Below are 15,291 nucleotides of genomic sequence, written 5' to 3' on the forward strand. Positions count from 1 at the left end.
GGACTTGATGAATCCGGAACCTTCATCGGCCCTTGCCGATCACCTCAGGAGAGCGCTCCACTAAAGATCGCCCTCTCAAGGCATGAAAGGACTGCACATGACCCAGACCACTGAAGACATGGCTGATATCGATCCCGATCGCGTCTTCAAGGATCTTGCGATGCAGCACGGGCTGCTTTCCTCCGACAGCGATTCGGTCGGAGACGAGCTCTGGTCTTACACGATGGCCGTGGTGGCACTGTGTGCCAGGATCGCCGACGCACACGACGAAGTTGATGAAGTCGGACCCGCGGGTGGATCGATTCGAGCGGCGCTCCTGGACTACCGGGTTCGATAGCGGCGCTGATACATTCCCGCATCGAGCTGGCTTTACTTGCCACGCCACATGCGGGACAGCTCGAGGCACTGACCGAGGCAGTCAGGCTTGCGAGCCACATTGGCAATTGAATACCGGCGCGTTGCATGGACGCGACCCGCAACCAGCGACGACCGGCTTCCAAAGCGGCCATGCATCTCGGCAGGTGAAAGACGCTGGCTTCGCTGCGGCGCGAACCTGACGTCCCAGTGGCCCAGCATCGGCGTTCGGAGGAGGTCTACATCTGGCATATTGGACTGAACTGGCAACTGACCGACTGTAGCCTTGGACCAGGCGCCCTTAGAGCCAGATCAGCAGGAAGACTGAGCGGTCGTGACGAACGGCCGGTTGCGGCCGACTGTAGCCCGTCGCGGCACGGATTGAACCTTCGTCCGCCCTCGAAGACCTTTGCGCGCAGAGACACTTAGGCTCGTCAGCCACCACTATTGCCCCGGCTAGTCGACGCCACAATTTTGAAACGTGAACACGGTCGAGGAATCGTGGTGGCTGTATGCGATGTGCCGCAACACATAGTGCTTGCCTGCGGAAACTCCGGCCCAAGCGGCCAGTGGATAGACTCCAGCGCCACGTTCGACTGCCCGGCCTCGAAAGGATGCTTGCGCCAAGTTGAATTTGCGCAGGCCATATGTGTTGCGGTGCGAAGACTGAACAGCCATGTCAAACGTCAGGTTCTAGCCCGGTGCCGCCTTGGCATACCGGCATAGACTTGTCGTGGAAAGCCCACGGCACCCCGGGCCAAGCCACCTGCTCCACCCGCACCCGCACTCGTGAGCGCGTGCGCGTTAGGATTGATTGATGCACGACATGAAAGCTACCTTCCCGCACTACGACCGGCGAACGATCCTTCTACATTGGTTGACTGTGGCGTTGGTGGTGTCACTGTGGGTCCTGGGGCAGACCATCGATTGGTTTCCAAAGGGCAATCCGCGGATCTTCGCCCGCAGCACGCACATCTCACTGGGCGTTGCACTCGCAATCGTACTGGTCGCTCGCGTTCACTGGCGCTTCGGTTCGCGAGCGGTTCGCCTGCCACCTGCTGGGCTTGGTTGGCCCGACAAGCTCGCGACGATCCTGCACTGGCTGCTGTATGCCATGCTGATCGTGACCGTGGCTCTTGGCATCGCCAATGCGTGGGTGCGCGGGGACACGATCTACAACCTGTTCAGGATCCAGCCCTTCGACGCGAACAACAAGAGCCTCAGGGAGACGGTTGAAGATTTGCATGGGCTTGCAGCCAACACGCTGCTGATCATTGCCTTCTTCCATGCCATCGCAGCGCTGCTGCATCATTTCGTCTTGAAGGATGGCGTACTTCGACGCATGCTGCCGAACCGGCCCTGACAACATGAAAGAATTCCATAGGATCAAGCACGTCGGCTGGTTACGCGCAGCCGTACTGGGGGCGAACGACGGCATCGTCTCAACAGCAAGCCTGGTGATCGGTGTCGCGGCCGCGCATGCTGCGCACGGCAGCATTCTTGTGGCCGCAATCGCGGGGCTTGTGTCGGGCTCCATGTCGATGGCGACCGGCGAGTACGTGTCTGTCTCTTCCCAATCCGACACTGAATCGGCCGCACTGAAGGAGGAGCGCGCCGAACTCGCCCGCGATGCCAGCGGGGAGCACCGCGAACTTGCCGCGATCTACGTACGCCGAGGTCTCGACCTGGCGCTGGCGCGCCAAGTCGCCGACAAGTTGATGCGCCATGACGCGCTCGACGCTCATGCACGCGATGAACTCGGCATCTCGGCGATCACAACCGCGCGACCGCTGCAGGCAGCCTTTGCGTCTGCCCTCAGTTTTGCCATCGGTGCCGCACTTCCGCTCGTTGTCGTCGCTCTCTACTCAGGTCCGAACCTCGCAGCGGCCGTGGCGGTCGCGGCCTTGCTCGCGCTCGCGGGCCTCGGTGCATTGGCAGCCAGGACCGGCGGCGCGAAGCTTCTTCCGGGCGTCGTGCGTGTGACCTTCTGGAGTGCACTCGCGATGGCCGTGACCTATGCCGTGGGCACTTTCTTCGGGACGGTCGTTGCGTGATCCTGGCCCGGGGCTGCGATGCGCGGCTTGGGATTCAGCGTCGCGCACCCAATCATGGCCTCGCTTGCGCCATATCAATGGGCGCCGCCGGGACGGCCGAGGCTATCAAATGGGCGGCGGATTTGATCGTCATCGGCACCCACGGCCGCCGCGGAGTGAGGCGGCTGGTGCTCGGCAGCAGTGCCGAACGTATCCTGCGATGCGCGCCGGTACCTGTGCTTTTGGTGCGCGCGGCGGCTTCCGAGTCGAAGGCCGAAAGCGGATCAGCCACATCTTCTCGCACGGACGCGCAGGAGATTGAAACTGGAACGGCATGATTGGCCGGCCGGAGCGCCTCCCGAAGCGAGACGAGTGGCTTTCACCCTTCTCATCACGTACCGAGCTGCTGGCAGGCGGCACACCGACCTGGTGGATCGAGAAGCGTGCTCGCCTCCTTGAACATGAGCTCGYGATCCACCCGCCAGCTTGAGTAGCCGCACATCAGCGCGAATCTCGTCCTCGAACTCCCCTTCGCAATCGTTCCACCAAGGCGCGCCAGCGAGTCAAGAGTGAAGGGATGTCCGGCAGCTCGTCGGTGGGGACATCAAGTGCCACGGAACGCTCCACGTCGTCCAGCGGCTCCTGGGTGATCAATTGTTGCTCCAACACGGCAAGAGTCGCCTCAGAGGCGTCGTCGCCACGACGCAGTCGTGCCGCTACCCTTTGACGCAATTGGACTGCGGATGCGTGGCAGTGAAGGATTGTGAAAGGCACTTGCAGCTCGGCCGCCAAGGCACGGAACACCAGTCGTTCCTCTCGCCTCAGAAACGCCGCGTCAACCACGACCGGATAGCCAGCCTGCAGCGCCGCGCGGGCACAGGCTGACAGCCGCTGAAAGGTGCGCCGGGTGGCTTCGGGGGTGTAGATGCCAATCTCGGCATTTGCGGAGCGCTGCATTGGCGCCAAACCGAAGATCCGCTTGCGCTCGACGTCGGACCGGATGCGGATCGCGCGCGCAGCGGCCGACAGCTCCGCCGCAATCGTGGACTTGCCCGATCCAGACAGTCCCTGAGTGATCATCAGGCCGAGCGTGGCGCCTGTGCCCTGCCCTCCAAGAGCTTCGGCGCAAGCGAGATAGTCGGGTTCCAGCTGCTCCGATCTCTCGTCGAGTGCCCGCCCACGCAAGCAGGCCACCATCGCGCGCACTAGCGCCCTGTACACCTCGTAGCTCCGAAGCACCCCTGTACCGGCATAGTCTCCACTGTGCTGCAGGTATGCATCGAGGAAGCGAAAAGCAAGATCGATCCGGCCGTGCGCCTTGAGATCCATCGTGAAGAAGGCCACATCGCTCATGACGTCAATCCAGCGCAGTGCCGGATCGAACTCGATGCAGTCGAACGCGGTCAAGTCATCCTCGATCAGGACCACGTTGGCCAAATGAAGGTCGCCATGGCATTCGCGCACGGCGCCCTCGCGCTGGCGCTCAAGCCATGCGGTCCGTAGCCACACGCCTCGACGCGAAATGAAGTCCTGCAACACAATCAGACGCCCAGGGCCATATCCTGCTCGCGCAGCTGCCAGCGCTTCGTTCATCGTGCGCAAAACCTCCTGCGGCGCCCCAAAATCAGAGAAGAGCGGGGCGACCTTCGCTTGTTGATGGAATTCAGCCAGACGTTGCCCAAAGCGCACCAGATGATCGGTTCTGAGCCGCCCTGCCAAGAGCAAGTTGCGCACAAGCGCATCCTCGGGAAAGCGGCGCATGCAAACGGCAAAGTCGATGGCGCTGTCGCCGCCTCCCAGATACGGGGCCTCGCGTGTGCCGCATACCGGCACCACGCCGAGGTAGATCGAGGGCGCAAGGCGGCCGTTGAGCCGAACCTCTTCCTCGCAGCAGCGCTTGCGCGCCGCCAGCGTACTGAAGTCGACGAAGGAAAGATGAACCGGCTTCTTAAGCTTGTACGCCAAGCGATCGGTCAGCAAGACCCAGGAGATGTGCGTTTCGATCAGCGCCACCTCGTGGCCGGACTTCTTGCGCAGGTGCTCGCGCAGCGCCACGACAAGAGTCGGGTCGACCGCCGGCGCAAAGGTGCTTTGCAGTTTCATCCGTGCGACCTCCGCAAAAGCCTACTTTCTGTCCTTGCGGCGCTTCTTCTCCTTCGCCGCGGCTTGCGCCTTCCCACATTTAAGCCGTGAAGCCGTCTGGACTGCGTGGCAGCCGAGGCGGCGTCAAGAGGACGGCTGTATGCAGCGATCCGCCGTTCGATCGCAGGCGCCGGTGATCGCCGAGGCCTGTTTTGCTTGTCGAATGTCTTCCCGGATGCGGCGCACCAGATAGCTCCCTGCGCTGAGGTGCCCCAGTGCGACCAAGTACGAGATCGCGGCAAAGACCGGGTCTTGATTGATGCCCGATCTCGGGTCCAGCAGGGCGACGGACCACGCCAGGAGAATGAAGATCCACGCGAGCAAGGCCAAACACGCGTGGACGTAGATCCACAAAGTCTTCACAGCAGTTCCTTCCGCATAGCAAGTGGCCGCCTTTTTTCATGTCGCTCAGTTCCTGACTCGGTGACTACTGGCGTTCAGTGCGCGCCGGCGTCATCACCACGGGCGCACCAGAGGGCGACTTGAATCCGTAGAAGCGTTCGTTCAGGTGCTGTGTCACGGCGAGGACATCCTCGTCACTCCAGTTGAGTGAGCCCGCGGCTTGCCAGCGAACGACCTGCGCTTGCAGGCTCGCCCAGTCCGTCGCCAGTCTGCGTTCGCGCCAATGGACCTGTGTCGTGTGACATGCAACGCAGTGGGTCGTGTACAGAAGTTCCCCGCGCGACTGAGCAATGGCCGAGGCGCTGACCAGTGCTGCCAACAGAATGCATGTTTTCAAAAGCTGAGTTGCCATTGGGCGCTCCTCGTGCGCATCGTCGCACCGCAGATGCTTGCCAACGACGAAGCGCCAGCATGTCGCATCGACCCCGGCTGCATCTTGATGCAGCGCAATGATGCGTGAAGTTCACAGCTACCGCGAAGGTTCGATGTCTTTCCTTGCGCGCGATCAAATTTCGGCCGCGCCCGCCTCTCCAACGTTCGGAGTATGAGTCGTCGCAGTTTGTCCTCCGTGCGCAGGCTGCTGCTCCTCGCGTGATGAACTGGCGGACCTTTCAATTCACCCGTCGATAGCCAAGGAGGAGGCAACCGCAAAATCGGCGGTCTCCAGCAACACGGGCTTTCGAGGATCGCGCCGATAGTGGCGCAAGGCCGCCGCCTCGATCTGGTCAAAGTGATCGCGACAAGCAGTGACGAGACTCTGGCCGCCACCTTGAGCACCGAACACGTCGCGCAACGCCTCCTCGGCGATCTGCACGACGATTCGGAGTCCGGCGCTTCCCGTCGGACAAATCGCGAACAAAACACTCGCTCGATCAAAGCAATAGATCGCATCGCTGGTCATGGCAACTCTCCTGATTCGTCGACACGCGGTCGCACGGGCAAATCGAAGCCTGCTCCGAAATGGGCGACCGAGTCTTGCGTCAGATCAAGGAGCCGTTGCGGGATGCGCGATCCAATCTGATCCCGCGCACCCCGCGCCAGCCGCTGCTGAACATTCGCTCTCGGGAGACCCACATGAAAGACCAATGGATTGTCTTGGGCAATGCGTCGGTGGCCCGCATCCTGCGACACGACGACGCCTGCTCGCCACCGGTGCCGGTGCAAACGCCGATAGACCTCGAGGGAAAACGGTCATGACATCGAAAAACCTTCTTACGACCGTGCTGATGGCCCTGAGCGCGGCCGCATGCGCGGCCGATGAGGCCAAGGAGGCCAAGGAGGCCGCAGAGCAGAGCAAAGCCAACGCGGGCAAGATCTCCCAGGCGATCGCCGAGGCCATCCGTCGGCGACCCGGTTCCAGGAAAAAGCGACGGCATTTGCCAGACAAGCGCTTGACTCCAGCAAGGAGGCTGCGATCAGGGCCGAGGAAGAAGGCAAGAAGGCATCCGCGGCCACCCGCGAAGCGCTCGCCAAGGCCGAAGTGGCGGTCCAGAGCGCGATGGCTCCCACCAAGGAAGAAGCCGAGAAGGCCGCGGCTGCCGCGCGCGAAGCGCTCCAGAGAGCCGAGGAAGCCACACAGCGGGCCGCGCAAGCCGCGAAGGATGCAGCGGCGAAGAGCATCGAAGCGGCCAGGGGAACGAAGCCGACCCCTGCCCCGCCGGCCGTCAAGTCCTAGAGCCCGCGCGCGCAACTGCGATGCGGGCGCGGCGCCCGAGTTCGAAGTGCCTGATTCTTGATCGAGCGCAAGTAGCCTGTGGACGCCCTTACATAGACTGAGATTGCCGATTGATGACTGTCTCAGCGACATCCCGGTCGACACCGTTCAACCCAACTTGGAGCACTTCAAATGAATGCATTGACTCGGTTCGATCGCCTCGACAATCTATTTCCGGAAATGTTTCGCCGACTCGCGCGTCCGATGCAGCTCATCGACGAAAGCACACTGCCTGGTGACATTCGCCTCGACATCAGCGAGAACGAAAAGGAATATCTCGTGAGCGCAGAGATTCCCGGCGCCCGGAAGGACGACATTCGTGTGGCCATCGAAGGCAACTACGTCTCGATCTCCGCGGACGTCAAGAAGGCGCAGGAAGAACGGCACGGCCGGTCGCTCGTTCGCGAGACCTACCATGGCAGCGTTTCGCGCGGCTTCACGCTCGCCAGCGAGGTCGACGACAAAGCCTCTGTGGCCAAGCTCGAAGACGGCGTGCTACGTCTCACTTTGCCCAAGCGCGAAGGCTCCGCCAGCCGAACGCTGAAGATTCAGTAGAGCCCAGTGCAAATGAGCACCAAGCAATCCACGGCGCTCAGGGCGATCGCTTTCGTCATGGCTACGCTCGGCGCGACGGGCCTGCTGATTGCCGCGGGCCTGACAGAATCAGCTTTCACGCGCACAAGCGCGATGCCCACACCACACGGGCATGGCAAATGTGCTCGTACAAGCCGATCGTGGTGGACGTCGAAACTCCGCTCGCTCTGGTTGCCTCGCTGATGGTCGAACAAGGCGTCCACCACGYGGTCGTGACCGATCGCAAAGGACTYGCGGGYGTYGTTTCTTCGCTCGATTTCGTTCGRACATTYGTCCCGCAAAACCGCCGCGCCGATGGTCGGCCGTAGATGCCACCCGAAGGGAAGGCCGTGTGTCACTGATGCGGTTTCACGCACACGTTGAAGACAGCTCGGATGCGTTCGCCATGGAAGGCTGAATCTCGTCGCTGCGAACGAGCAACACCGGGATGGAGCACCGCGCCATGACCTTGGTCGTCACGGACCCGAGCAGGAGGTTCTTCAGGGCGCCTTCACCATGCGAGCCCATGATCAGAAGATCGAACCTTCCCGCCTGGGCATAGGCGGCGATTTGGCTCGCCGGATCTCCGATCCTGTGGACAAATTCTGCCTTGACGCCCTGATGTGTCAGCAGGGCACGCACGGGCTCAAGCACCGCGTGCGCGCACTCCTCGTAATAGCTGTCGACGAGTGCCTTCCCCAGGGCAGCGGCCGCTCTCGCGGTGACGGCGGGGACCGCGTGCAACACAGTGAAGGTGTTGGCGCTTCCGAAGGAATCCATGTGTTCGCCAAGGAAGGACAGCATGTGCCTGGTGTAGGCGCTGCCGTCGACGGGCAGAAGAATCTTCATGGCCGCTAACCGTCCAACGGAACGCCGCCCCCGAAGCGGCAAGCCCACTGATCCCAGAGCTCTTGGTTTACAGCGATCAGGGTCTTCTGCCAGGCAGCGAAGATCTGGTACTGGTTGCGCTGTGCCTGAACGCAGACCTCGACTGCCGCCCTTTGCCAGTCCAGAGCGGAGATCGCGTAGCGGTCGCGAACCGGCGACAGCTCCGCGAGTGAAGCGGTGTGCGTCCTATCGTTCATGGATGCCTTTCAAGTGACAAGTGACAGCGATTGAAAGATTCATGTTAGATGCAGCACTCTGCGCTGAATTTGCGCCACATCAAAATCTCCTCGCGCTGCGCCTTCAATACTGAGTGACCTATCTACCTCCGGAGCACGCCATGTACCAACGCATTCTGGTTCCCGTCGACGGCAGTTTGACCTCGCAGCGCGGATTGAAAGAGGCCGTCGAGCTCGCGAAGATCACCAAAGGCTGCGTGCGGATGCTGCATGTCATCGACGACCTTTCGTTCTCCCTGGCATTGGATGCTTACTCCGGCCATCCCGGCGAATGGATGAAGCAGTTGCGTGAAGGCGGACGCCGCATCCTCGACGCGGCGAAGGCAACCGCTGAAGCGGCGGGCGTAGAAGCCGATACCGTGTTATGCGATCGTGTCACCGGACCGGTCTACGAGCAGGTCACGACCGAGGCGAACAACTGGCACGCGGACCTGATTGTTCTGGGCACCCACGGTCGTCGTGGTATCGATCGATTCGTGATGGGCAGCGGTGCAGAAAACATCCTCCGTCATGCGCGCATTCCCGTGCTGCTGGTGCGCGCATCGGAGGCCGCAACCAAGGCTCAGTCCGAATCGGGCAGCGTCAAGGTGCATCTGCCCTCGGCCGCGCTCTCGCTCGAATAGCGCCGCACAGAGTCCAAGCTCGACGGAGCGTTTCGACACCGCCGGTTGACACAGTGTTTCTCGTTGATGCGCCACGTTCGCGGTGGCGTTGCGAAGCAGGTCTAGATTGGCGTCATGGAACTCACCCTCGTATTCAGGAGACCATGATGACCGCCACGCACGCTTCGCACGCCTACGAACTTCGCTTCCACGCGCTCTTCGCGGACCACCGCTCCTTTTCCTTCCCGTGCGACGCGACAGGGCGCGTCGATATGGATTTGCTGAGCGAACGCGCCCTCAACAACTATCTTTACGCCCGGGCGATGATGGGCATGGAAGTGTCATGGCCAGATGTTCGCCCGAGCACAACGCACTGAATTCGGCCGCGGGCAAGCGCCAGGGCCGGCGCGGCGACAAAGCCGCCCCTGCCTGCCGATTTCCGGGGCATTGCCGCTTGGCCATTTCGCTGCTTGCGCTTGTCGTTGCCCTTGCAGGGGGCAACTGCATGGGCGCGCAGCCCGGCCCGGCCGATCTGCGAACTTTCTACAACGCAATGGTCGACCGCCGGCTGGAAGTCCCGCCCGACGAGAGCCAGCGATACGGCCTGCTGGCAGTCGCCGAGCTTGAAAGCACCGGCACGGAAGCGCGATTGGCTCAGTACGTGGCAGTGGTCGACCGCAATCCGAACGTCCAAGCCATCTTCATCTATTGGTTGCCAGCCGCAGCACCTCCCGAGCTGATCGGCGCTTCGCCGGTTTCAACCGGACGCGGCGGCGAGTTCGATCACTTCCAGACGCCCTTGGGCGTCTACGAGCACACGCCGTCCAACCCCGATTTTCGGGCCGAAGGCACACGCAACGACAACGGTATTCGCGGCTACGGCCTGGCCGGCATGCGTGTGTTCGACTTCGGGTGGCAGCAAGCCGAGCGCCTGTGGGGGCGTGGCGGCGCCAGCACGATGCGACTGCAGATGCATGCCACCGATCCTGACTACCTCGAGCCCCGTCTCGGAAGCGTGCAATCCAAAGGCTGCATCAGGATCCCGGCGAGCCTGAATCGCCTGCTCGATCAGTTTGGCGTGCTGGACGCGGACTATCTCCGGGCTCGTAGCGAAGGTTCGTCAATGTGGGTGCTGCCGGCCACGCAGACCCCGGTCGACACCGGTGGTCGCTACCTCGTCATCGTCGATACGCAGCGAACACAGCGTCCCTTCTGGGTGCCCAAGCCGGGCCATTCCGAGCGGAGCAATTCCGCCCTGCCTGCGCCTTGATCCAGCGCAAGACCATCCCGGGAGCGAGCACCTAAAGTGGTGACGAAGCCCCAGCTGGCTTCCCGAAAGGAAATACCCATGAGATCGGATGCACAACTGCGAAGCGACGTCCAGGCGGAGCTGGACTGGGACCCGGAAATCAAGTCCTCCAGCATAGGGGTGATCGCCAATGAGGGTGTCGTCACGCTGACCGGTCATGTCGGCAGCCATGCGGAGAAATACGCGGCAGAACGCGTGGCGCAGCGCGTAAAGGTCAACTTGAGAGGCCGGGTGCATTCATGGGCCGATTTCAACGCCGCACAAGGCGCAGCCTGGTCCGCGCCGGGTGTCTCGAGGGTCGTGAATGACCTCGTCGTTCGCGACTAAGCCAGGCGGAGGCCGCAATGAGCATGTCCTGGTAATCGTCTATTCCTACACGGGGACCTCACGTCGCGTGGCGCAACTGCTGTGCAGCCAGCAGCACTGGTACATGGCAGAGATCGTGGAACTCCGCCCCCGTAGGGGCGCCTTCGGGAGCTTGCGGTGCGTTCTCGACTCAGTGTTTCGGCGTACACCTGCCATCCGCTACGACGGGCCACCCCCGCAGGACTTCGATGTCGTGGTGCTGGTATCACCGGTCTGGGCGCAGCGACTTGCCGGACCCATGCGAAGCTTCATCGCCAAAAAATGCGCTCAACTGCCCGATGTGGCCGTGGTGTCCGTCATGGGCGGCACAGGTGCGCCCGACGTGATCTCCGAGGTCACGAGACGGATCGGCCGTGCGCCGATCCTCAGTACCTCGCTCGCGATGCACGAAGTGGATGACGGCAGCTTCGCCGCCCGGCTGCAGGCTTTCGGCACGGCAGTGGGCAGTGCCGAGGATTCACATTCGGTCGTACGCCCCGCGGTCCTGTCGCCGCTGGCCGTCTGAGGCATTCGGAAAGGGATCGAGCACCATGTATGGATTCAAAGTCGCCGTGAGCCGCATTCCCTTCGACGAAGTCGTCGCCATGGTCGTCAATGCGCTTAAGGGCGAGGGATTTGGCGTTCTCACTGACATCGACGTACAGCGCACGGTCAAGGAAAAGCTCGGCGTCGACATGGGAGCGTATCGCATCCTGGGTGCCTGCAATCCGCAACTGGCTCTTCGTGCATTGCAAGCCGAGCCCGACATTGGGCTTCTGCTGCCCTGCAACGTGATCGTTCGCGCAGAGCCGCCCGACCGCGTGGTCGTCGGCTTCGTGAATCCGCAGAGCCTGGTCGGTCTTTCGAGTGCGCCAGACGTCTCGGCGGTCGCTGACGAGGCCGAACAGCGCCTTCGTCGTGCGTGTGCACGCCTCAAGGTGTAGGGCTGCCATCAACTTGACGCTCGGGCGCCGCCCGCCAGGCACGCAGACTGACCCATCGGATTGGAGCTGGAGAAAGCCATGGAAACATCCATCAAGTCACTGCTTGTTCACATGGACGGCACGTCAGCCGCCGGGACCCGGCTGAATCTGGCGCACCAATTGGCAGCCACCTGCTACGCGCGGGTGAGTGCGCTGTTCGCTGTGGCGCCGCGATACCTTTCTGTGCTTCCCCTGATACCGGGCATGCCCTCGATGCCGTCCGGGGCGCCAATTGATCCGAACCATCGGCTTCTGGCGTTGAGCGCTTTCGAGCAAGCTTCCTCGGGCAATGCGCCGCCGTCCGAATGGATGGAGCTCACCGGTGAGCCCGTCGTCGAGACTTTTTCCCGCCGAGCCCTGAGCGCAGACCTGCTGTTTCTCGGGCAACGCGATCCCGACGATGTGTCCGGCTATGACGTACCGGCGGATTTCGTCGAATCAGTCCTGATCGACAGCGGCCGGCCTGCCTTCATCGTTCCGCACGCCGGCCCGGCGAGTATTGCGCCCAAGATCGTGCTTGTCGCGTGGAAGCCCACGCGTGAATGCGCGCGTGCCGTGACTGGCGCCCTTCCGTTCCTGCGAAGCGCGAGCAAGGTTTTTCTGATCGAAGAAGGCGACGACCCGAGGCAGGCAGCGCCAGTCGAAGTCCGGGAGTATCTGCGCCTGCATGGCATTGTGAACGTGCATCAAAAGGCCAATCTTCCGGAGCACCGTGCCGGCGAGGCATTGCTCTCGCTCGCCGCGGAGTGCGACGCCGAGATGATCGTGATGGGTTGCTATGGCCACAGCCGCGCGCGCGAACTGGTCCTCGGCGGCGTCACCCGAACTGTGCTGGACTCCACCCGGCTCCCGGTGTTGATGGCCCACTGAGGCCTGGCCGCTCAGCCACCGTGGGCGCCAATGCGCGCTGGACGAACGTGGTCAATGCATCGTCAAGCGCTCCGAGCATGGCCTGAACAGGATCGCTTGACCTTCGTCAAACGAGCGACGTCACACGACTTGCATGATTGAGTCTCCCACGGGAGTCATTCATGACCATTCGCCATCTGGACCGCCTGCTCTCGCCGACCTCGGTCGCGGTCTTCGGCGCTTCCAGCCGCCCCGGCAGCGTCGGCGCGACCGTCTGGCGCAACTTGCGCGCGGGCAGTTTTGCCGGCCCGGTCTACGCCGTCAATCCCAGGCACAGTTCGCTGTATGGTGTGCCCGTGTTCGCAACGGCGGCACAACTGCCAGCGGTGCCGGACCTGGCCCTTCTGTGCACGCCGGCCGACACGATCGCCCAGCTGGTGGCCGAACTCGGAGCGCTCGGCACCCGCGCGGTCATCATCATGACGGCGGGACTCAGCGCGACGCAGAAGCAATCGGCACTCGACGCAGGGCACCCCTATCTGATGCGTATCCTGGGGCCCAATTGCATCGGGCTGTTGAGTCCGCACATCGGGCTCAACGCCAGCTTCGCCCACACCGATTCGCTGCCCGGCGAAATCGCTTTCGTGTCGCAATCCGGCGCATTGGTCACTGCCATGCTCGACTGGGCCAAGAGCCGCAAGATTGGACTGTCTCACCTCGTCTCGCTCGGCGACCATTGCGATGTCGACTTCGGCGATTTGCTCGACCATCTGGCCAGCGATGCCCGCACCCGGTCGATCCTGCTCTACATCGAGTCGGTTCAGTCGCCGCGCAAATTCATGTCTGCCGCGCGCGCGGCAGCGCGCAACAAGCCCGTGATCGTGGTCAAGGCCGGGCGCGCCGGCCACGGCGTTCAAGCTGCGGCCAGCCACACGGGCGCGCTGGCCGGCTCAGACGTGGTGTATGACGCCGCCATCCGCCGGGCAGGCATGTTGCGGGTGGACACGCTGCAGGATCTGTTGATCGCCGCCGAGACGCTGGCGCACTTTCGGGGCAACCGCAGCGAAACACTCACCATCATGACCAATGGCGGTGGCGCGGGCGTCATGGCAGCCGACGCGGCGGCACGCGCCGGCGTTGCGCTCGCCGAACCCGGCGAGGCGCTGATGGAACGGCTGAACGCCATGCTGCCGAGCCAGTGGTCGCATGCGAATCCGATCGACATCATTGGCGACGCACCCATCGAGCGCTACACCGCCACGCTCTCCACGCTGCTGGCCGACGGATCAACCGGCGCCGTGCTTTTCACGCACGCGCCGACCGCGATCGTGCGTAGCGACGACATTGCCCGCGCTTGCCTTCCATTGCTGCGCAAGAGCGTTCCGCGCGTCATGAGCGCCTGGCTCGGCGACGCCGCGGTCGCCCAGGCGCGCCAGATCTTCGAAGAGGCCGGCGTGCCCGACTACCCAACACCGGAGGATGCGGTTCGCGCATTCGCGATGTTGCAGACCTATCGGCGCAACCAGGACATCCTGATGGAAGCGCCCTGCGCCAGCGAGCGGCCGGCGCCCGATGTTGCTGCGGCGCAATTGCAACTCGATGCGGCGCTGGCGCAAGGTCGCGAATGGCTGGGAGAGCAGGAAGCCAAGACCGTCCTCCATGCTTACAACATCCCCGTCGTTCCGACGCTCAAAGTCCCAGCGTCGGCCGAGGCCCTCTTTTCCGGCGCGCGCGCGCTTGGCTATCCGCTGGTGGTCAAGATCGACTCGCCCGACATCACGCACAAGTCGGACGTCGGCGGCGTCATGCTCGAGCTGCGCGACCAGGCATCACTGGACCGCGCGATCAGCGACATGCTGCGTGCCGTCCGCGCCGCCCGACCCGAGGCGCGCATTGATGGCTTCACGCTGCAGCCCATGGTGCACCGCAAGCACGCGCAGGAGGTGATCGTGGGCGCTCGCATCGACCATGTCTTCGGTCCTGTCATCTTGTGCGGCCAGGGCGGAACTGCGGTGGAGGCCATGGCGGACAGTGCCATCGGCCTGCCTCCGCTCAACCGGAGCCTCGCGCGAGAGCTCGTATCGCGCACACGCGTGTCACGACTGCTGGCCGGCTACCGCGACCACCCACCCGCGCAGATGGATGCGCTCTACGACGTGCTGATCGCGGTGTCCCAGATGCTCGCGGATCTGCCGCAACTGGCCGAACTCGACATCAATCCGCTGTGGGTCGACGAGAACGGTGCGCTGGCGCTCGACGCACGCATACGCGTCACGGCCGCAGCTGGAGGCGGCGCCGACCGGTTCGCGATCCTTCCCTATCCCACGCAGTGGATTCGTACCCACGTCTGGAATGGTCGCACGATCACCGTACGACCCATCCGTCCCGAGGACGAGGCTCAGCACCGGCGCTTCCTGGAACAACTCGATCCGGAGGATGTCCGACTGCGCATCTTTCAGATGCGACGCGAGCTCCCGCGAAGCGAACTCGCGCGACTGACCCAGATCGACTATGACCGGGAAATGGCTTTCATTGCCGAGGCCGTCGATGCGCAGGGCGTTCTCGAGACGTTGGGCGTGGCACGCACGGTGAGCGACCCCGACCGCGTGGAAGCTGAGTTCGCGATCATCGTCCGCTCCGACCTCAAGGGACTGGGGTTGGGAAAGCTGATGTTCGAGCAACTGATTGACCATGCAAGAAGCCGCGGCATCGGCCGACTGGTCGGCCTGGTGCTACGTGAGAACACGCGGATGTTGAACCTGTCACGCGCCATGGGCTTCAAGGCAGATCCGATCGAGCCGGATTCATCCGGCGTGCGCCGGATGGTCAAGGTGCTGAACGACAGCAACGAAGCTTGATCC

The 15,291-nt window shown here is 63.0% G+C and carries 21 protein-coding genes and 1 pseudogene; 16 read left to right on the forward strand and 6 right to left on the reverse strand.

Annotation, left to right across the window (positions count from 1 at the left end; all coding sequences use genetic code 11):
* Positions 1 to 97: 97 nt before the first annotated feature.
* The 4 genes and pseudogenes from AC1DMA_RS22835 to AC1DMA_RS22850 all read left to right on the forward strand — a co-directional run.
* Positions 98 to 337, forward strand: coding sequence for a hypothetical protein (locus AC1DMA_RS22835; protein ID WP_478145598.1), 240 nt, complete (start codon positions 98 to 100; stop codon positions 335 to 337).
* 843 nt (positions 338 to 1,180) lie between these two features.
* Positions 1,181 to 1,717, forward strand: coding sequence for a cytochrome b (locus tag AC1DMA_RS22840; protein ID WP_478126792.1), 537 nt, complete (start codon positions 1,181 to 1,183; stop codon positions 1,715 to 1,717).
* A 4-nt stretch (positions 1,718 to 1,721) separates the two neighbouring features.
* Positions 1,722 to 2,408, forward strand: coding sequence for a VIT1/CCC1 transporter family protein (locus AC1DMA_RS22845; protein WP_478126793.1), 687 nt, complete (start codon positions 1,722 to 1,724; stop codon positions 2,406 to 2,408).
* 92 nt (positions 2,409 to 2,500) lie between these two features.
* Positions 2,501 to 2,725, forward strand: a pseudogene (locus tag AC1DMA_RS22850) (universal stress protein); the annotation flags it as partial.
* A gap of 163 nt (positions 2,726 to 2,888) precedes the next feature.
* On the opposite strand, the gene AC1DMA_RS22855 reads toward AC1DMA_RS22850, so the two are convergent.
* The 4 genes from AC1DMA_RS22855 to AC1DMA_RS22870 all read right to left on the reverse strand — a co-directional run bounded on the left by AC1DMA_RS22855 (position 2,889) and on the right by AC1DMA_RS22870 (position 5,832).
* Positions 2,889 to 4,490, reverse strand: a complete 1,602-nt coding sequence (locus AC1DMA_RS22855; protein WP_478145599.1) for a bifunctional aminoglycoside phosphotransferase/ATP-binding protein — start codon at positions 4,488 to 4,490, stop codon at positions 2,889 to 2,891.
* 123 nt (positions 4,491 to 4,613) lie between these two features.
* Positions 4,614 to 4,892 carry a hypothetical protein gene (locus AC1DMA_RS22860; protein WP_478126796.1) on the reverse strand — a complete coding sequence of 93 codons (279 nt, stop codon included), beginning with the start codon at positions 4,890 to 4,892 and terminating at the stop codon, positions 4,614 to 4,616.
* A gap of 64 nt (positions 4,893 to 4,956) precedes the next feature.
* Entirely contained in the window at positions 4,957 to 5,283 is a 327-nt protein-coding gene (locus AC1DMA_RS22865; RefSeq protein ID WP_478145600.1) for a cytochrome C, read from the reverse strand.
* A gap of 264 nt (positions 5,284 to 5,547) precedes the next feature.
* Positions 5,548 to 5,832: a hypothetical protein gene (locus tag AC1DMA_RS22870; protein ID WP_478145601.1), complete on the reverse strand. Its 285-nt coding sequence runs from the start codon at positions 5,830 to 5,832 to the stop codon at positions 5,548 to 5,550.
* 59 nt (positions 5,833 to 5,891) lie between these two features.
* Between AC1DMA_RS22870 and AC1DMA_RS22875 the strand changes: the two genes are divergently transcribed.
* The 4 genes from AC1DMA_RS22875 (at position 5,892) to AC1DMA_RS22890 (ending at position 7,547) form a co-directional block, all read left to right on the forward strand.
* Complete coding sequence (locus AC1DMA_RS22875) at positions 5,892 to 6,128, forward strand: hypothetical protein (RefSeq protein WP_478145602.1); 237 nt, start codon at positions 5,892 to 5,894, stop codon at positions 6,126 to 6,128.
* A gap of 301 nt (positions 6,129 to 6,429) precedes the next feature.
* On the forward strand, positions 6,430 to 6,606 hold the full coding sequence (locus AC1DMA_RS22880; RefSeq protein WP_478126799.1) for a hypothetical protein: 177 nt from the start codon (positions 6,430 to 6,432) through the stop codon (positions 6,604 to 6,606).
* A gap of 171 nt (positions 6,607 to 6,777) precedes the next feature.
* Entirely contained in the window at positions 6,778 to 7,200 is a 423-nt protein-coding gene (locus AC1DMA_RS22885; RefSeq protein ID WP_478145603.1) for an Hsp20/alpha crystallin family protein, read from the forward strand.
* 158 nt (positions 7,201 to 7,358) lie between these two features.
* Complete coding sequence (locus AC1DMA_RS22890) at positions 7,359 to 7,547, forward strand: CBS domain-containing protein (RefSeq protein WP_478145604.1); 189 nt, start codon at positions 7,359 to 7,361, stop codon at positions 7,545 to 7,547.
* A gap of 40 nt (positions 7,548 to 7,587) precedes the next feature.
* Here AC1DMA_RS22890 and AC1DMA_RS22895 read toward each other — a convergent pair whose 3' ends face one another.
* Both AC1DMA_RS22895 and AC1DMA_RS22900 read right to left on the reverse strand, forming a co-directional pair.
* Positions 7,588 to 8,067 (reverse strand): universal stress protein, encoded by a 480-nt coding sequence (locus tag AC1DMA_RS22895; RefSeq protein WP_478145605.1) that lies wholly within the window; start codon positions 8,065 to 8,067, stop codon positions 7,588 to 7,590.
* A 5-nt stretch (positions 8,068 to 8,072) separates the two neighbouring features.
* Positions 8,073 to 8,303 (reverse strand): hypothetical protein, encoded by a 231-nt coding sequence (locus tag AC1DMA_RS22900; protein ID WP_478145606.1) that lies wholly within the window; start codon positions 8,301 to 8,303, stop codon positions 8,073 to 8,075.
* A gap of 140 nt (positions 8,304 to 8,443) precedes the next feature.
* Here AC1DMA_RS22900 and AC1DMA_RS22905 point away from each other — a divergent pair, with 140 nt between their 5' ends.
* From AC1DMA_RS22905 to AC1DMA_RS22940, 8 genes are all read left to right on the forward strand, one after another.
* Positions 8,444 to 8,965: a universal stress protein gene (locus tag AC1DMA_RS22905; protein WP_478145607.1), complete on the forward strand. Its 522-nt coding sequence runs from the start codon at positions 8,444 to 8,446 to the stop codon at positions 8,963 to 8,965.
* Between the two features lie 146 nt (positions 8,966 to 9,111).
* Positions 9,112 to 9,321: a hypothetical protein gene (locus tag AC1DMA_RS22910; RefSeq protein ID WP_478126806.1), complete on the forward strand. Its 210-nt coding sequence runs from the start codon at positions 9,112 to 9,114 to the stop codon at positions 9,319 to 9,321.
* Complete coding sequence (locus AC1DMA_RS22915; protein ID WP_478126807.1) at positions 9,288 to 10,214, forward strand: L,D-transpeptidase; 927 nt, start codon at positions 9,288 to 9,290, stop codon at positions 10,212 to 10,214. Before AC1DMA_RS22910 ends, AC1DMA_RS22915 begins: the two co-directional genes overlap by 34 nt.
* A gap of 78 nt (positions 10,215 to 10,292) precedes the next feature.
* On the forward strand, positions 10,293 to 10,580 hold the full coding sequence (locus AC1DMA_RS22920) for a BON domain-containing protein (protein ID WP_478145608.1): 288 nt from the start codon (positions 10,293 to 10,295) through the stop codon (positions 10,578 to 10,580).
* On the forward strand, positions 10,558 to 11,124 hold the full coding sequence (locus AC1DMA_RS22925; RefSeq protein WP_478126809.1) for a flavodoxin family protein: 567 nt from the start codon (positions 10,558 to 10,560) through the stop codon (positions 11,122 to 11,124). The genes AC1DMA_RS22920 and AC1DMA_RS22925 overlap by 23 nt, the downstream gene beginning before the upstream one ends.
* Positions 11,125 to 11,149: 25 nt before the next feature.
* Positions 11,150 to 11,542, forward strand: a complete 393-nt coding sequence (locus AC1DMA_RS22930) for a DUF302 domain-containing protein (RefSeq protein WP_478126810.1) — start codon at positions 11,150 to 11,152, stop codon at positions 11,540 to 11,542.
* A gap of 78 nt (positions 11,543 to 11,620) precedes the next feature.
* Complete coding sequence (locus AC1DMA_RS22935; protein WP_478145609.1) at positions 11,621 to 12,451, forward strand: universal stress protein; 831 nt, start codon at positions 11,621 to 11,623, stop codon at positions 12,449 to 12,451.
* Between the two features lie 161 nt (positions 12,452 to 12,612).
* On the forward strand, positions 12,613 to 15,288 hold the full coding sequence (locus AC1DMA_RS22940) for a bifunctional acetate--CoA ligase family protein/GNAT family N-acetyltransferase (RefSeq protein WP_478145610.1): 2,676 nt from the start codon (positions 12,613 to 12,615) through the stop codon (positions 15,286 to 15,288).
* Positions 15,289 to 15,291: the final 3 nt, after the last annotated feature.

It is taken from the genome of Variovorax sp. 05N34 (genome assembly GCF_056397405.1).